A 16,063-nucleotide genomic window follows, 5' to 3' on the forward strand; every position below is an offset into this window, starting at 1 on the left:
TTGCAGGCAGCCTTTGCCCAAGCCCCGGAAGGGGCCGCGGGAAGGAACAGCCAAGCCATGACCGAGACCCCCGAAGCCGCCGGCCTCGGCCGGCGCCGCCTGATGGCCGCCGGCACCGCCGCGCTGGGCGCCGCCCCCCTGGTCGCGCCTCGGCCGTCCGCCGCGCAACCCGCGGCCGCCCAGCCCCTGCCGGCGCCGGACCAGCCCATCCTGCTGCGCGGCGCGCATATCCTGTCCATGGACCCGGCGATCGGCGACCTGCCGCGCGGCGACATCCTGATCGAAGCCGGCCGGATCCGCGCCGTGGCGCCCGAGATCGCCGGGCCGGAGGGGGCGCTGGTGCTGGAGGGGGCGGGGCGCATTGCCCTGCCCGGCATGGTGAACGGCCATATCCACCTGGCACAGACCATGCAGCGCGGCCTGTCCACCGAGCATTCCTTCGTCGGCTATTTCCAGACCATCGTGCTGCGCCATTCCAACCGGATGACTCCGGACGACGTGGCCCTGGCCGACCAGGTGGGCGCGCAGGAGCAGATCGCGGCCGGCGTCACCACGGTGATGGATTGGAGCCGGGAGACGATGAGCCCGGACCACGCCGATGCCGCCCTGGCCGGGCTGGATGCGGCCGGGATCCGCGCCGTGCTGGCCTACACCGCGCCGCCGGTGCCGCAGGGCGCCGAGGCCGGGCCGATCCAGGCGCGGATGCTCGACCATGCGCGCCGCCTGCTGGCGCGGCGGGCGGCGGGGCTGGTGCGGATCTGGACCTGCCTGCAGGGGCCGGACTTCGCGCCTTTGGCGCCGGCCCTGGCGGATATGCGGCGGCTGGCGGAACTCGGCGTGCCGATCGCCATCCACACCGGCGCCAGCATCTATGCCAACCGCAAGCCGCGCCTGCTGGCGCAGCTGGACGCCGCCGGGCTGCTGAACGAGCGGCTGCAGATCATCCACGCCAACAACCATGAGCCGGATGAGTACCGGCTGGCCGCGGCGCGCGGCGTGATGCTGTGTTCCACGCCGGAGGTGGAACTGCGCATGGGCCATGGCCATCCGTCCCTGTTCCGCGCTGCCGCGGCGGGGATGCGCGTCTCGGTCGGCACCGACATCCCCTCCATGGTCGGCGGCGGGCTGCTGCCGCAGCTGCGCGTCGCCATGGCGGCCGAGATGCACCGGATGAACCTGGAGAGCATCGCCGCCACCGGCACCGTCGCCACGCCGCCGCGCCTGACCGCGCGGCAGATGCTGCACCATGCGACGCTGGGCGGCGCCGCCGGGCTCGGCCTGGACGGCATCACCGGCAGCCTGACCCCCGGCAAAGGGGCGGATGTGATCCTGGTCCGTGCCGATTCGCCGCTGACCGCACCGCTTGGCGACGCGGCCGGGCTGGTGCTGCTGCAATCCGGGCCGGGGGATGTCGAAACCGTGATCGTCGATGGCCGGCTGCGCAAGCGCGACGGCCTTCTGACCGATCCGGAGGCCGGGCGCCGCCGGGCGCGGCTGCAGGCGCGGGCGGCGGCCATGGCGGCCGCCGCGGGTTGAGGCGGTGGCCGTCGCAACCTTGCGTTGCCCCGCCACCCCCGGCTGTGGCAAGCACCGGGCATGACAGCCACCCGGCGATTCCTCCTCTCTGCCGCCACCCTGCTGCTCGCCGGGCGGGCGCAGGCGGCGAGCCAGAGCTTTGAGAGCTTCCTCGATGGCATGCGCGGCGAGGCGCGGCGCGCCGGCGTCTCCGCCATGACGCTCGACCGCGCCTTCGCCGGGTTGCAGCCGAATGCGCGGGTACTGGAGCTGGACCGGCGGCAGCCGGAATTCACCCAGACCTGGGAGCAGTACCGCGATGCGCGGCTGTCGCAGCAACGCATCGAGGCCGGGCGCCGCGCCTTCGCCGACAACAGGGCGACGCTGGAGGCGGTGCAGGGCCGTTTCCGCGTCTCGCCACGGATCGTCACCGCCATCTGGGGGCTGGAGACGAATTACGGCGGCTTCACCGGCAATATGAGCGTCATCCAGTCGCTCGCGACCCTGGCCTGGGACGGGCGCCGGGCCAGCTATTTCCGCAACGAGCTGATCGCCGCGCTGAAGATCCTGGAAGCCGGCCATGTGGCGCCGGCGCGCATGCGCGGCAGTTGGGCCGGCGCCATGGGCCACCCGCAATTCATGCCGAGCAATTTCGACCGTCTGGCGGTGGACATGGATGGCGACGGCCGGCGCGACATCTGGGACAACCGCCAGGACGCGCTGGGCTCCATCGGCCACTACCTGTCCCGCTCCGGCTGGCGGGACGATGAGCTGTGGGGGCGGGAGGTGGTGCTGCCGGCCGGGTTCGACCCCGACCAGGCGCGGCGCGACAACATGCGGCCCCTGCGGGACTGGGTGCGCGCCGGCGTGCGCCGGCCGGATGGCGTGCCGCTGCCGATGCTGGACATGCCGGCCGCCGTGCTGATCCCGGGGCCGAGCGGGCAGGCCTTCCTCATCTACCACAACTTCAACGTCATCCGGCGCTACAACCCGTCCAACTACTACGCGCTGGCCGTCGGGCTGCTGTCGGACCGCGTCGCCTGATGCGCCTGGCCACCATCGGGCTTCCGGCGGCGCTGGCGCTGGCGGTGCTGGCCGGTTGCGGCCCGCGTCGGCCGGCGGAACAGGCGCAGCCGCGCTATACGGTGGGGGAGCCCTACCAGATGGGCGGCGTCTGGTCCTATCCGCGCGAGGATTTTGCGCTGGACACCACGGGCCTGGCCAGCGTTGCCGCCGATGCCCGCGCCGGGCGGCGCACCTCCAACGGCGAGATCCACGACCCGGCGGCGCTGTCCGCCGCGCACCGCACCCTGCAGATGCCGGCGCTGCTGATGGTGACCAACCTGGAGACCGGGCTGCGCACCACGGTGCGGGTGAACGACCGCGGGCCGGCCAACCCCGGACGGGTGGTGGCGTTGTCGCGCCGGGCCGCGCAGTTGCTGGGCGTGCCCCCCGGCGGGGCGGCGCAGGTGCGGATCGAGGTGGTGGGCGAGCCCTCCCGCGCCCTGGCCGCCGGGCTGCCGACGACGGAGGCGGCGCCCCTGCGGATCGAGGCGGCCCCGCTGGGCACGGTGGAGCAGGAGGCGCTGGCGCCGCCGCCAGGCGCCACCCAGGCCGGGCGGCTGCGGGCGGCGCGGCCGCTGCCGGGTGCCGGGCAGGCCGGTGCGGCCCTGGCGGCCGCCACGGCCGCGGCACCGCCGTTGCGACTGGCGGAGCGGCTGGAACGGGTACCGGCGCAGCCCGGCCGGCTCTGGGTGGAGACCGCCACCTTCTCCCGCCGCGACATGGCGGAGCGCCAGGCGGCGCGGCTGTTCGGGCTGCGCGCGCGGGTGGAGGCACTCGGCGGCCGTGGCCGCGGCGCCCAGCCGAGCTACCGCGTGCGCCTCGGCCCCTTCGCCAGCGTGGCGGAGGCCGACAGGGCGCTTGAGGGAACGCTGCGCGCGGGCGTATCCGAAGCACGAATACTGGTCGATTGAGGCCGATTCGCGGGGTTGGCGCCCCGCCTGGGACAGGGAGGCTGCCGATGCGCCGCCGAGACATGATGGGGGCCGCTGCCGGCCTCGCCACCGGGATGGGCCTGGCGACGCCGGCGGCGCAGGCGCAGCGCCGTGGCGCGACGCCGGCGGCCCGCCCCGCCCCAGCGCCGACCAGCCCCGCCAATACGCCGCTGGGGCCGCTCGATACCGCTGCCCGCCATGCGCTGATCATCGACTATGACACTGGCGCGGTGCTGCTGGAGAAGGCGGCGGAGGAGCGCATGCCGCCTTCCTCCATGTCCAAGCTGATGACCATGTATGTGGTGTTCGAGCTGCTGAAGAACGGCCGCCTGCGGCTCGACCAGCAATTGCCGGTCAGCGAGAAGGCCTGGCGGATGGGCGGCAGCAAGATGTTCGTGGAGGTCGGCAACACCATCAGCGTGGAGAACCTGGCCCGCGGCGTCATCATCCAGTCCGGCAACGACGCCTGCATCGTGCTGGCGGAAGGCATCAGCGGGTCCGAGACGCAATTCGCCGAGCTGATGAACGAGACGGCGCGGCGGATCGGCCTGCGCGACAGCACCTTCCGCAACGCGACGGGCTGGCCGGACCCGGATCACCGGATGACCAGCCGCGACCTGGCGCATCTGGCGCGCCGGATCATCCATGATTTCCCCGAATATTACGGCTACTACAACGAGCGCAGCTTCCGCTGGAACGACATCAGCCAGGAGAACCGCAACCCGGCCTTGAGCCGCGTGGCGGGCGCCGATGGGCTGAAGACCGGGCATACCGAGGAAGCCGGCTACGGCCTGACGGCCTCGGCCATCCGCGGCGGGCGGCGGCTGATCCTGGTGGTGAACGGCCTGCCCACCATGCGGGCACGGGCGGAGGAGAGCGAGCGGCTGTTCGAATGGGCGTTCCGGGAATTCGAGAACGTCGTCGTCTTCCGCGCCGCCGATACGGTGGAGGAGGTGCCGGTCTATCTCGGCGACCGCGCCACCGTGCCGCTGGTGGCCGGGCGCGACCTGGTGCTGACCCTGCCACGGCAATGGCGCCGCAACCTGGAGGTGCGGGTGCGCTACGACGCACCGGTGCCGGCGCCGGTCAGCAAGGGGCAGGGCATCGGCACGCTGCTGATCGCCGGCCAGGGCGTGCCGGAGATGACGGTGCCGCTGATCGCGGGGGCGGATGTGGACCGGCTGGGCCTGCTGCCGCGCATTCCCGCCGTGATCGGGCGCTGGTTCGCCGGCTGACCACCGAAGACCGCCCTGCGGGGTTGAGCCGGCGCCGTTTCGCGGCGAGATAGGGCCATGCGCGATCAGGGCCGTTTCATTTCCCTCGAAGGCGGGGAGGGTGCCGGGAAATCCACCCAGGCGCAGCGCCTCGCGGATCATCTGGCGGCCCGCGGCCTGCCGGTGCTGCTGACCCGCGAGCCCGGCGGCGCGCCGGGGGCGGAGGCGATGCGCCGGCTGCTGCTGGGCGGGGCCGGGCTGGATGCGGTGGCGGAGGCGCTGCTGGTCTTCGCGGCGCGGCGCGACCATCTGGTCTCCACCCTCCGCCCGGCGCTGGCGGCCGGCATCTGGGTGATCTCCGACCGCTTCGTCGACAGCACCCGCGCCTATCAGGGCCATGGCCAGGGCGTTCCCGCCGCGGCGATCGAGGCGCTGGCGGCGGTGGCGCTGGAAGGCCAGGCGCCGGACCTGACCCTGGTGCTGGATGTGCCGGTGGCGGCGGGGCTGGCGCGGGCCCGGGCGCGCGGCGTGGCGGCGGACCGCTATGAGCGGCTGGACGAGGCCTTCCACCAGCGCATCCGGGAGGGCTTCCTGGCCATCGCCGCGGCGGCGCCCGGGCGCTGCGCCGTGGTGGATGCGGCGCGGCCGCCGGGGGCGGTGGCGGCGGCGATCGCGTCCCTGGTGGATGCCCGCCTGCCATGAGCCGCGCCCCGCGCATGCCCAAGGTCCAGGAATTCGAGGAGGATCCGGACCTTCCGGTGCGCGGCATGGTCGATCTGTTCGGCCATGCCGGGCCGGCGCAGGTGCTGGAACGCGCCGCCCGGTCCGGCCGTCTGCCCCATGCCTGGATGCTCGCCGGGCCGCCCGGCATCGGCAAGGCGACGCTGGGCTACCGCTTCGGCCGCTGGCTGCTGGCCGGCGGGGCCGAGGGCGGGCTGCCTGCCGGCTCGGCGCCGCTGCACCTCGACCCCGGGCACCCGACCTTCCGCCGCATCCTGGCCGGCGCCCATGCCGATCTGCGCGCGCTGCGCCCGAATACCGGGGAGGGCGGGGTGAAGCGGGTGATCCGGGTGGAGGATTCCCGGGATGCCATCCGCTTCCTGGCGATGACCCCGGCCGAGGGCGGCTGGCGCTTCGTGCTGGTGGATGGGGCGGAGCTGATGCGCCCGGAAGCCGCCAATGCCCTGCTGAAGACGCTGGAGGAACCGCCGCCGCGCGCCGTGCTGGTGCTGACCACGGCGGCACCCGACCGGCTGCTGCCCACCATCCGCAGCCGCGTCCGCCGGCTGGACCTGGCGCCCCTGGCGCCGGCCGACCTCGACCCGCTGCTGATGCGGCTGTTGCCCAGCCTCTCCACCACGGAACGCGCAACGCTGGGGCGGATCGCCGAGGGCTCGGCCGGGCAGGCGGTGGCGCTGGCGGAAGGCGAGGGGCTGGCGATGCAGGCGCTGGTCGACCAGGTGCTGGCCGACCTGGCCGGCCGCCGCCACTGGCACCCTGTGGCCGAGGCGGTGGCGGCGAAGCGCGACGGCAGCGGCTTCGCCACTTTTATGGCGCTGCTGCGCGGCGCCCTCTCCGCCGCCGTGCGCCAGGCGGCGCGCGGGCAGGGGGCGGCCCCCTGGCTGGAGGGCCGCGCGCTTGCCGAGTGGTCGACCCTGTGGGATAGGCTGGGACAACTCGCAGCCGAGACGGATGTGCTCAGCCTGGACCGCAAGCAGGCGGTCCTGACCGCGCTTCTCTGGCTCACGCCGCCCCGGCGGTGAATGGGCGCGCTGACCGCGATATCGGATGTCAAAGCCGTGACAACAAGCTCCTACATCACCACGCCGATCTATTACGTGAACGACAAACCGCATGTCGGGCACGCCTATTCCACGCTCGCGGCCGATGTGCTGGCGCGCTGGCGGCGGCTGCAGGGGCGGCGGGTGTACTTCCTGACCGGCACGGATGAGCACGGCCAGAAGGTGGAGAAGGCGGCGCAGGATGCGGGCATGGACCCGCAGGCCTTCACCGACAAGGTCAGCCAGAGTTTTCGCGACCTCACCGCCACCATGGGATTTTCGAACGACGGCTTCATCCGCACGACGGAGGAACGCCACAAGCGTGCCTGCCAGGCGCTGTGGACGAAGCTGGTCGAGAATGACGAGATCTACCTTGGTGCCTATGAGGGCTGGTACGCGGTGCGCGACGAGGCCTTCTACGGGCCGGATGAGCTGGTGGAGCGTGACGGCGTGAAATACGCCCCCTCCGGCGCGCCGGTGGAATGGGTGAAGGAGCCCTCCTACTTCTTCCGCCTGTCCAACTGGGCCGACAAGCTGCTGGCCTACTACGACGCCAACCCCGACTTCATCCTGCCGGCCAGCCGGCGGAACGAGGTGGTGGCCTTCGTGAAATCGGGGCTTTCGGACCTGTCCATCTCCCGCACCTCCTTCACCTGGGGGGTGAAGGTGCCGGGCGACGATGCGCATGTGATGTATGTGTGGATCGACGCGCTGACCAACTACATCACCGCGCTCGGCTACCCGGACGAAGCCGCGCCCGAGTGGCAGCTCTGGCCGGCAGAGGTGCATTTCGTCGGCAAGGATATCCTCCGCTTCCACGCCATCTACTGGCCGGCCTTCCTGCTGGCCGCCGGGCTGCCGGCGCCCAAGCGCGTCTTCGCGCATGGCTGGTGGACCAATGAGGGGCAGAAGATCTCGAAGAGCCTCGGCAACGTCATCGACCCGGTGGCGCTGGTCGAGGAATTCGGCCTGGACCCGCTGCGCTATTTCCTGCTGCGCGAAGTGCCCTTCGGCCAGGATGGCGATTTCTCCCGCTCCGCCTTGGTCAACCGGCTGAATGGCGAGCTGGCCAATGCGCTGGGCAACCTGGCGAACCGCACCCTGTCGCTGATCCAGCGCAACGCCGACGCCGTGCTGCCGGAGGCCACCGCGCCGACCGAGGCCGATGCCGCACTGGCCGCCCAGGTCGCGGCGCTGCCCGGCGTGGTCGGCGCGCATCTGGACCGGCAGGAATTCCACCTGGCGCTGGAGGCCATCATGGCCGCGGTGCGCGATGCCAATGGCTACATCACGGTCGCCGCGCCCTGGGCGCTGAAGAAGACCGACCCGGCGCGCGGCCTGGCCGTGCTGCGCCATCTGCACGACGCGCTGCGCGTCTTCGCCACCCTGCTGCAGCCCTTCATGCCCGGGACCATGGCCAAGCTGCTGGACCAGCTGGGCTTGCCGGAGGCGGCGAGGGGGCTTGACGCCCTGTCCACGAAGCTGCCCGGCGGCCTGGCGCTGCCGCCGCCGGAGCCGCTGTTCCGCAAGATCGAACAGGCCGCCTGAGCATGCTGATCGTCGACAGCCATTGCCACCTGGACCATTTCCAGGGGGCGGAGCAGGCGGATGTCGTGGCCCGGGCGCGGGCGGCCGGCGTCGGCGTGATGGTGACCATCGGTACCCGCATCGGCCCCGGCGCCACGACGGTGCGGGAGATCGCGGACCGCTACGACAACGTCTTCGCCGCCGTCGGCATCCACCCGCACAATGCCGGCGAGGGCGAGGTGCCGAGCGTGGAGACCCTGCTGGCGGAGGCCGATCACCCCAAGGTGGTCGCGATCGGCGAAAGCGGCCTGGATTATTTCTACGACAAGGCCCCGCGGGAGGCGCAGAAGCTGGGCTTCCGGCGCCACATCGCCGCCGCCCGCCAATCCGGGCTGCCGCTGGTGATCCATGCGCGCGAGGCGGATGCCGATATCGCGTCCATCCTCGAGGAGGAGGATGCGGCCGGGACGTTTCCCTTCCTGCTGCACTGCTTCTCCTCCGGCGCCGAGCTGGCGCGGACGGCGGTGCGGCTGGGCGGCTACATTTCCTTCAGCGGGATGCTGACCTTCCCGAAATCGGACGCCATCCGTGCGGTGGCGGCGGAAGTGCCGGCGGAGCGCCTGCTGGTGGAGACGGACAGCCCCTACCTCGCCCCCGTGCCGCTGCGCGGCAAGCGCTGCGAGCCGGCCTATACCGTGCACACCGCGGCCAGGCTGGCCGAGGTGAGGGGGCTCGGCCTGGAGGCGCTGGCGGCGCTGACAACGGGGAATTTCCGCCGCCTGTTCAGCCGGGCTCGGTAGCGTGCGGGTCACGCTGCTGGGCTGCGGCGGCTCCGCCGGCGTGCCGCAGCTGGGCGGGCCGGGCGGTTCTGGCGAATGGGGCGAATGCGACCCGGCGGAGCCGCGCAACCGGCGCAGCCGCACCTCCGCCCTGGTCGAGGATGCGGCCGGGCGCCGATTGCTGATCGATGCCGGGCCGGACCTGCGGCAGCAGTTCCTGTCTTGCGGTATCGCAACGATTGATGCCGTGGCCTTCACCCATGCCCATGCCGACCATGTGCTGGGCATCGACGACCTGCGCAGCGTGAACCGGCTGCGCGGCACCGCGCTGGACGCCTTCGGCACCGAGGAGACGCTGGCGCTGCTCGCCCAGCGCTTCGACTACGCCTTCCGCCCGCCGACGCCGCCCGGCTTCTACCGACCGGCGCTGACACCGCGGCCGGTTCTGGTGGGCGAGACAGTGGCGATGGCAGGGATGCCGGTGCAGGTGCTGCGCCAGGATCACCGGGTGATGGAAACGCTTGCCTTCCGCATCGGCCGCTTCGCCTATTCCACCGATGTGGTGGCGATGCCGGAGGAGAGCCTGGCGGGGCTGGAGGGGCTGGACACCTGGGTGGTCGGCTGCTTCCAGCGCCGGCCGCATCCGGTGCATGCGCATGTGGCGCAGGTGCTGGACTGGGTGGCGCGGATGCGGCCGCGGCGCACGGTGCTGACGCATATGGGCATCGACCTGGATTACGCGGCGCTGCGCGAGGCGCTGCCGGCGGGCGTGGAGCCGGCGCATGACGGGATGGTGCTGGAGGTGGCGGAAGGCTGAGCGTTCGCCCTCCGTTCCAGCGCACCCCCGGTTTGCTGGCGATCCTCATCCCGGATCCGGACTTCTCCCCGACTTATCCCCAGCGGTTTTTCTTTCCATAATATACCTTATGCGGCAATTCCGCATGGGGATAAGCCTGTGTCCGACCGGTGTCGCCGCCGCCTGGTTCCGGGGATGAATCCCCGACGCCTTGCCGCGCCGCGCGCCTGCGCCAGGATGCCGCCAGCAAGGAGCCCTTCCCCCATGACCGATTCCGACCCCGGCGCCGCCTTGGCCCGCCTGCTTGCCATCATGGCCCGGCTGCGCGCCCCCGATGGCTGCCCCTGGGACCAGGTGCAGGATTTCGCCTCCATCGCGCCCTACACCGTGGAGGAAGCCTATGAGGTGGCGGACGCCATCGCCCGCGGCCCGGATTTCCCCCAGCTTCTGGACGAGCTGGGCGACCTGCTGCTGCAGGTGGTCTACCACGCGCAGATGGCGCAGGAGGCCGGCCATTTCGGTTTCGCCCAGGTGGCGGAGGCGATCGCCGCCAAGATGATCCGCCGCCACCCGCATGTCTTCGGCGAGGCCGCCGCCCGCGACGCCGGCATGCAGGAGCGCGCCTGGGAGGCGCAGAAGGCCGCCGAGCGCGCTGCGCGGGCCGAGGCCGGCACGCTGGCCGGGGTGCCGGTGGGGCTGCCCGCCCTCACCCGCGCGCTGAAGATCGCGCGCCGCGCCGCCCGTGTCGGCTTCGACTGGCCGGACGCCCCGGCGGTGCTGGACAAGCTGGAGGAGGAAGCGGCGGAGTTGCGCGCCGAGCTGCCGGGCATGGACCGGGCGCGCCAGGCGGATGAGCTGGGCGACCTGTTCTTCGTCATGGTGAACCTGGCCCGCAAGCTGGAACTGGACCCGGAAGCCTGCCTGGCCGGCGCCAATGCGAAGTTCGAGCGTCGATTCAACCAGATGGAGGCGCGCCTGGCCGCGCGCGGCCAGGCGCCGGCGGATGCCGGGCTGGCGGCGATGGAGGCCGAATGGCAGGCGGTGAAGGCGGCCGAAGCTGCGGCCGGCGGCTGAGCCCTCGGGGGCGAGCGTTCACTGAACGTTCCCTGGTGTTGCCTTCCGCCGGCAGCCTCTTGCCGCGTGTCGCGGCGGCCAGGATCGCGGATGTCGTAGCACGACACAATCGTGTTGTAGTGCGACAAGGCGCTGGCCAGGGGGTGACCCGGCACCGAACGAACCATGAACAAATGGCTTTCATCCAGGCTTCACGGCGCCGCCCGCCCGCCGCCAAGCCGTCAGGCTAGACTGGCGCGTCTTCCTCAGAGAGGTCCTGCCCATGACCCCGCCGCTTTCGCTGACCATCCAGGTGAAGGACCCCGACTGGGCCGACCTGCCCGCCGCCCTGGATGACGCGCAGGCGCTGGGCGTGGCGATGGCGGAACTGCCGCTGCATGCGCTGGATGTGATCTTCGGCGGCCGCATCCAGCCGCGGCGCCTGGCGGCGGTGCGGCGGATCTGCGCCGACCGCCCCCTGGGCTACGTGCTGCACGGCCATCTCGGCATCAACCTGATGGAGGAGGCCTTCCGCCTGCCGCTGCACCTGGAGGTGCTGCGTGCCAATATCGAGGCCGCGGCGGCGCTGGAATGCCGCAACCTGGTGATCCATTCGGGCTTCGTTCCCACCAGCCAGGCGGCCGGCATCGAGGCCGCCTTCGACCGCCAGCGGGAACATCTCTCCCGCATGGGCGATGTCGCCCGCGACCATGGGGTGACACTCTGCGTCGAGAACATCTTCGAGTTCACCGGCATCAAGGCTACCGCCCTGCCCGGCCGCCTGGCGCGGGAGCTGCGGGCGATCGCGCATCCCAACGTCATGGCGACCTTCGACATCAGCCATGGCTGGCTGCATTGCGGCCAGTGGGGCGCGGATTTCCTGGAGGAAGCCCAGGCGCTGGCGCCGCTGTCGCGCCACCTGCACCTGCATGACAGCTTCGGCCGGCCGAACGATTTCTGGACCTACACGGTGACCGAGATGCTGGCCTTCGGCGTCGGCGACCTGCACCTGCCGATGGGCTGGGGCAGCATCCCCTGGGCGGCGCTGGCCGAGGGCTGCGAGTGGCCGGAGGATCTGGTGGCGGATGTCGAGGTCAACCACCGCTACCGCAGCGCCTTCCCCGAGGCCATCGCCACCAGCCGCGCCTGGGTGGAGCGGCTGAAGCTGGCGCCCGCGCCCTTCGCGCGGGCTGCCGAGTAGCCCCGGCTTAGCTGGTGGGCGCGCCCTCCCCGGCGCGCACCACCTTCTTCTCCGGCAGCGGGATCCATTCCGTCTCGCCCGGCACCGGCGTGCCGAAGCGATCCCGCGCCCAATCCACCTTGGCCTGCTCGATCCGGTCACGGGAAGAACTGACAAAATTCCAGAACAGGTAGCGCGGCCCGTCCATGGCCGCCCCGCCCAGCAGCAGCAGCCGCGCGCCCTGCGCCCCGGCCTTCAGCGCCATGCGGTCCCCGGCGCGGAACACCAGCATCCGCCCGGCTTCGAAGACCTGGCCGGCCACCTCGACACTGCCGGCGAAGACATAGGCGCCGCGCTCCTCCTGCAGGTCCGGCATCGGCACCTGCGCGCCCGGCGCCAGCACCGCATCGGCGTAGAACAGCTCGGACAGCGTCGCGACCGGGGAGGAAAGCCCCCAGCCGGCGCCCGCCACCAGCCGCAGCTTCACCCCCTCCGCGTCCAGCGTCGGCAGGCTGGCGCTGCCATGGTGCACGAAGGCCGGTGCCGTCTCCTCATGCGCCTTGGGCAGGGCGACCCAGGACTGGATGCCGGACAGCCGGTGCGGCGCCACCCGGCGCGGCGCCGCCGTGCGTTCCGAATGCACGATGCCCTGGCCGGCGGTCATCCAGTTCACGTCGCCGGGCGCGATGGGCAGTTCGGTGCCCAGGCTGTCCCGGTGCAGGATCTCGCCCTCGAACAGGTAGGTCACGGTGGACAGGCCGATATGCGGGTGCGGACGGACATCCACGCCCTTGCCGGTCAGGAACTCGCCCGGGCCCATCTGGTCGAAGAAGATGAAGGGGCCGACCATCTGCCGTTCCTTCGCCGGCAGGGCGCGCCGCACCTCGAAACCGCCGATGTCGTGGGTGCGCGGCAGGATGACGGTCTCGAGGCCCGGGGGCAGCGGGTCGGTCGGGTCGGTGGCGATGGACATGCGGGGCGCTCCTCCTGGTTCGATGCACCAGATGGACCGGCGGCATCACCAGGGCGAATCATCGCCTGGGATGACCGCCATCCGCAAATCGCATCGGCGCAAGCCGGACGGGCTCGCTCAGCCCAGCCGCCCCGCCTGCCCCGCCGCCAGCCAGGCGAGCCGCCCCTGGCAGAAGGTGGCGACCGGCGCGCGGCGGTCAGGCTCCACCAGCACCAGATCGCCGCGCAGCCCGGGCGCGATCCGCCCGCGATCCGCCAGCCCCGCCGCCTCCGCCGGGTTGGCGGAGACCAGCGCCCAGGCGGCGGGCAGGTCCAGCACGCCGCGGCCGGCCAGGACGAAGGCGGCCTCCAGCATCGCGGGCCAGTAATAGTCGCTGGCCAGGATGGTCACGAGCCCGGCCTCCGCCATCGGCGCGGCGCTGCCCCAGCCCATATGGCTGCCGCCGCGCACCACATTGGGCGCGCCCATCACCACATGCTCCCCGGCCGCGCGCGCCGCCTGGGCCACGGCTTCGGACATGGGGAATTCGCAGACCGCGGCGCCGAGGCCGCGGAAATGCGCGCGGGTCTCCGGCGTCGCATCGTCGTGGCTGAGCATGGCAATGCCGGCGGCCCGGGCGGCACCGGCCAGCCGCGCCTGGGCGGCCGGCACCTCGCCACGCCGGGCGGCGGCGCGGTGGGCGAGCGCGGCGAAGTGCTCCACCGTCACCCCGGCGCGTTGCGCATAGGCGGCGGCCTTGGCCGGGTCCGGCAGGCGGCGGACGATGCCGGGCGTGTGGTCGTTGAAGGCCAGCAGGGCGACGCGGCCGGCGGCCATGTCGGCCAGCAGCTCCTCCAGCGCGTCGAGATTGTCGGCCTCGAAGCGGCAATGGATGCGCAGGTCGGTGGCGCCGGCCCGGCGGGCCGCCTCGGCGGCGGTCAGGGTGGCGCGCCAGGCCTCGATCCCGCGCAGCCCCGGCTCCCAGGACAGGGTCACGCCCAGGCAGGCGGTGGTGATGCCAGCGGCCAGCAGCTGCGCCGCCGAATCGCGCAGCCCGAGGCCGGGCGGGAAGCCGATGCCGGGGCGCGGCTGCATCTGGCGCTCATGCGCATCGCCATGGATGTCGACCAGCCCCGGCAGCACCAGCAGCCCCGTCGCATCGAAGCGGCGGGCATCGGCGCCGGGGCCGCTGGCCACCATGCCGCCGGCCAGCGCCACCGCCGCCTGGCGCAGGGCACCCTCCAGCAGTGCGGTGCCGCCCTCGATCGACCAGGATTCCATCTACGACTCCACGACAAGCTGCGCCCGGCCGGCCGCATAGCGGCTGAAGGTGACGTCCACCACCTCGCCCTCCGGATCGGTGTTCACCGCTTCGGCCACCAGCACCGGCCGGTTGCGCGATTGCTGCAGCAGGTCCGCCTCCTCCGGCGTCGGCAGGCGGGCGGTGATGCGGGTGACGCGGCGACGGTAATCCGGCACGCCGCAGGCGGCGAGCGCGGCGGTGATGGAGGGGTTGGCGCGCAGCAGCTCTGCCATCCGGCCGAAGCGGGAGGCGGGGAAATGGTGGGTGCCGAGCACCAGCGGCCGGCCATCGGCCAGGCCCATGCGCTCCACCACCAGCACCGGGCGGCCGCGGCGGATGCCGAGCTGCTCGGCCAGGCCGGTCTCCGCCGCGATCTCGACGATGCGCAGCACGCGGCCGCCCGGCTCGCGGTTCTGCCGGCGGATGTTCTCGGAAAAGCGGGTGCGGGGGCCGAGCCGGTAATCCACCACATCCTCGGCCACGAAGCTGCCGCGGCCCTGCTCGATGCGGACCAGGCCGCGGCCTTCCAGCTCCTCCATCGCGCGGCGGACCGTGTGGCGGTTGACGCGGTATTCGCTCGCCAGCTCCGCCTCGGTCGGCAGGCGGCCGCCGGGCTTGTGGGCGCCGGTGGCGATGTCGCGTTCCAGGCGCTGGGAAATCTGCCGCCAGAGCGCGATGCCCTGGCCCCGCGCCAGCGTCAGCCCCGGCTGCGGCGCATCCTCTCCCTGCCCGCTTCCGCTCATGCGCCCTGGCTCCTGCTGCTGCGTTCCGTCATGCAAACTTCAAACCCCTTGCCGGCGCCCCATGCGAGTTTTGCTTGACCTTACCGGGGCAGATGACTAGTTGTCTATACATTAGATGATCGCCAGATGATCGCCCCTTCGATGGTCCTCCCTTCCGGGCCAGTCCGCAGACATCGAGATGGTCCAGACGCCCCAGATGAGCAGCCCCCCCGAGGTTGAGACCGCCAGCCGGCAGCGTTGGATGTCGATCCTGGCCCGCGCCGCCGCCGCCGATATCGCCGGGCGGCTGGAAGCGCTGCCCGCGCCGCCGCCGCATCGCCGCCTGCGCGGGCCGGAGACCGGCCTGGTGATGGTGCGCGGCCGCGCCGGGGGCGACGGCGCGCCCTTCAACCTCGGCGAGATGACCGTCACGCGCTGTGCCGTGCGGCTGGAGGATGGCACAGTCGGCCATGGCTACGTCGCCGGCCGCGATGCCCGGCAGGCGGAGCTGGCGGCGCTGCTGGATGCGCTGCTGCAGGACCCCGCCCGGCGCCCGGCGATCGAATCGGCGGTGATCGCGCCGCTGGCTGCGGCCCAGGCGGCGCGGCGCGAAGCCCAGGCGCGGCGTGCCGCCGCCACCCGCGTGGAGTTCTTCACCATGACCCAGATGCGATGAGCGGGACGGGATTTCCCGGCTTCGCCGACCCGGTGCTGGACGCCCAGGCCGCCTTCCGCGCCGTGCTGGCGGCGATGAGCCGCCCCGGCCAGGTGCAGCGCCTGCCGCCGCTGCCGGAGCCGCCGCCGGGCCTGTCGCCCGCCGCCGCCGCGCTGCTGCTGACCCTGGCCGATTCCGGCACGCCGCTGTGCCTGGCCGCCGGCCCGGAGGCCGAGGCCTGGGTTCGCTTCCATTGCGGCGCCCCCTTTGCCGCCGCCGGCGCCGCCGCCTTCGTGCTGGACCCCGCCGCCCGGCTGGGCGACCTGTTCCCTGGCACGGAGGAGGAGCCGGAGCGTGGCGCCACGCTGCTGCTGGACGTCGCGGCGCTGGAATCGGCGCCGGGCTGGCGCCTCTCCGGCCCCGGCATCCGGGACAGCCAGGCGCTGCGCGTCACCGGCGCCCCGCCGGGCTTCCTGGCGGATTGGGCAGCCAACCGCCGCCGCGCCCCCTGCGGCGTGGACGTGGTGCTCTGCGCCGGGGACGCCATCGCCGCCCTGCCGCGCAGCGTCGCGATCGAGGAAGGCTGAGC

Annotated in this window: 16 protein-coding genes; 13 read left to right on the top strand and 3 right to left on the bottom strand. The window is 72.8% G+C overall.

Annotated features, from left to right (window positions below):
* Nucleotides 1–57 precede the first annotated feature (57 nt).
* The 11 genes from HEQ75_RS11525 to HEQ75_RS11575 all read left to right on the top strand — a co-directional run bounded on the left by HEQ75_RS11525 (nucleotide 58) and on the right by HEQ75_RS11575 (nucleotide 11,863).
* Nucleotides 58–1,536 carry an amidohydrolase family protein gene (locus tag HEQ75_RS11525; RefSeq protein WP_168030542.1) on the top strand — a complete coding sequence of 493 codons (1,479 nt, stop codon included), beginning with the start codon at nucleotides 58–60 and terminating at the stop codon, nucleotides 1,534–1,536.
* Nucleotides 1,537–1,596: 60 nt separating this feature from the next.
* Nucleotides 1,597–2,559 (top strand): lytic murein transglycosylase, encoded by a 963-nt coding sequence (locus HEQ75_RS11530; protein WP_168030544.1) that lies wholly within the window; start codon nucleotides 1,597–1,599, stop codon nucleotides 2,557–2,559.
* On the top strand, nucleotides 2,559–3,491 hold the full coding sequence (locus tag HEQ75_RS11535) for a septal ring lytic transglycosylase RlpA family protein (protein ID WP_168030546.1): 933 nt from the start codon (nucleotides 2,559–2,561) through the stop codon (nucleotides 3,489–3,491). The genes HEQ75_RS11530 and HEQ75_RS11535 overlap by 1 nt, the downstream gene beginning before the upstream one ends.
* A 47-nt stretch (nucleotides 3,492–3,538) precedes the next feature.
* The gene (locus HEQ75_RS11540) at nucleotides 3,539–4,747 is read left to right on the top strand and encodes a D-alanyl-D-alanine carboxypeptidase family protein (RefSeq protein WP_235961517.1); all 1,209 of its coding nucleotides are present in this window, start codon (nucleotides 3,539–3,541) and stop codon (nucleotides 4,745–4,747) included.
* 57 nt (nucleotides 4,748–4,804) lie between these two features.
* Nucleotides 4,805–5,428, top strand: a complete 624-nt coding sequence (gene tmk / locus HEQ75_RS11545; RefSeq protein WP_168030548.1) for a dTMP kinase — start codon at nucleotides 4,805–4,807, stop codon at nucleotides 5,426–5,428.
* A complete protein-coding gene (locus HEQ75_RS11550; protein WP_235961518.1) occupies nucleotides 5,425–6,489 on the top strand; it encodes a DNA polymerase III subunit delta' in 1,065 nt (354 codons plus the stop codon). Before tmk ends, HEQ75_RS11550 begins: the two co-directional genes overlap by 4 nt.
* 36 nt (nucleotides 6,490–6,525) lie before the next feature.
* The gene (metG, locus tag HEQ75_RS11555; protein ID WP_328733642.1) at nucleotides 6,526–8,055 is read left to right on the top strand and encodes a methionine--tRNA ligase; all 1,530 of its coding nucleotides are present in this window, start codon (nucleotides 6,526–6,528) and stop codon (nucleotides 8,053–8,055) included.
* 2 nt (nucleotides 8,056–8,057) lie between these two features.
* Nucleotides 8,058–8,834, top strand: coding sequence for a TatD family hydrolase (locus HEQ75_RS11560; protein WP_456237389.1), 777 nt, complete (start codon nucleotides 8,058–8,060; stop codon nucleotides 8,832–8,834).
* Nucleotide 8,835: 1 nt separating this feature from the next.
* The gene (locus tag HEQ75_RS11565) at nucleotides 8,836–9,630 is read left to right on the top strand and encodes an MBL fold metallo-hydrolase (RefSeq protein ID WP_168030552.1); all 795 of its coding nucleotides are present in this window, start codon (nucleotides 8,836–8,838) and stop codon (nucleotides 9,628–9,630) included.
* A gap of 243 nt (nucleotides 9,631–9,873) precedes the next feature.
* Entirely contained in the window at nucleotides 9,874–10,683 is an 810-nt protein-coding gene (gene mazG / locus HEQ75_RS11570) for a nucleoside triphosphate pyrophosphohydrolase (protein WP_168030554.1), read from the top strand.
* A 262-nt stretch (nucleotides 10,684–10,945) separates the two neighbouring features.
* Nucleotides 10,946–11,863 (top strand): sugar phosphate isomerase/epimerase family protein, encoded by a 918-nt coding sequence (locus HEQ75_RS11575; RefSeq protein ID WP_168030556.1) that lies wholly within the window; start codon nucleotides 10,946–10,948, stop codon nucleotides 11,861–11,863.
* Between the two features lie 7 nt (nucleotides 11,864–11,870).
* On the opposite strand, the gene HEQ75_RS11580 is transcribed toward HEQ75_RS11575, so the two are convergent.
* From HEQ75_RS11580 to phnF, 3 genes are all read right to left on the bottom strand, one after another.
* Complete coding sequence (locus HEQ75_RS11580) at nucleotides 11,871–12,815, bottom strand: pirin family protein (RefSeq protein WP_168030558.1); 945 nt, start codon at nucleotides 12,813–12,815, stop codon at nucleotides 11,871–11,873.
* A 117-nt stretch (nucleotides 12,816–12,932) separates the two neighbouring features.
* Complete coding sequence (locus tag HEQ75_RS11585; RefSeq protein WP_168030560.1) at nucleotides 12,933–14,075, bottom strand: alpha-D-ribose 1-methylphosphonate 5-triphosphate diphosphatase; 1,143 nt, start codon at nucleotides 14,073–14,075, stop codon at nucleotides 12,933–12,935.
* Complete coding sequence (gene phnF / locus HEQ75_RS11590) at nucleotides 14,076–14,840, bottom strand: phosphonate metabolism transcriptional regulator PhnF (protein ID WP_168030562.1); 765 nt, start codon at nucleotides 14,838–14,840, stop codon at nucleotides 14,076–14,078.
* Nucleotides 14,841–15,036: 196 nt separating this feature from the next.
* Between phnF and phnG the strand changes: the two genes are divergently transcribed.
* A complete protein-coding gene (gene phnG, locus HEQ75_RS11595; RefSeq protein WP_168030564.1) occupies nucleotides 15,037–15,495 on the top strand; it encodes a phosphonate C-P lyase system protein PhnG in 459 nt (152 codons plus the stop codon).
* Nucleotides 15,492–16,061, top strand: a complete 570-nt coding sequence (phnH, locus tag HEQ75_RS11600; RefSeq protein WP_168030567.1) for a phosphonate C-P lyase system protein PhnH — start codon at nucleotides 15,492–15,494, stop codon at nucleotides 16,059–16,061. The genes phnG and phnH overlap by 4 nt, the downstream gene beginning before the upstream one ends.
* The last annotated feature ends 2 nt before the right edge of the window (nucleotides 16,062–16,063 follow it).

This window comes from Falsiroseomonas selenitidurans, from assembly GCF_012103215.1.
GTDB classification, from domain to species: domain Bacteria; phylum Pseudomonadota; class Alphaproteobacteria; order Acetobacterales; family Acetobacteraceae; genus Falsiroseomonas; species Falsiroseomonas selenitidurans.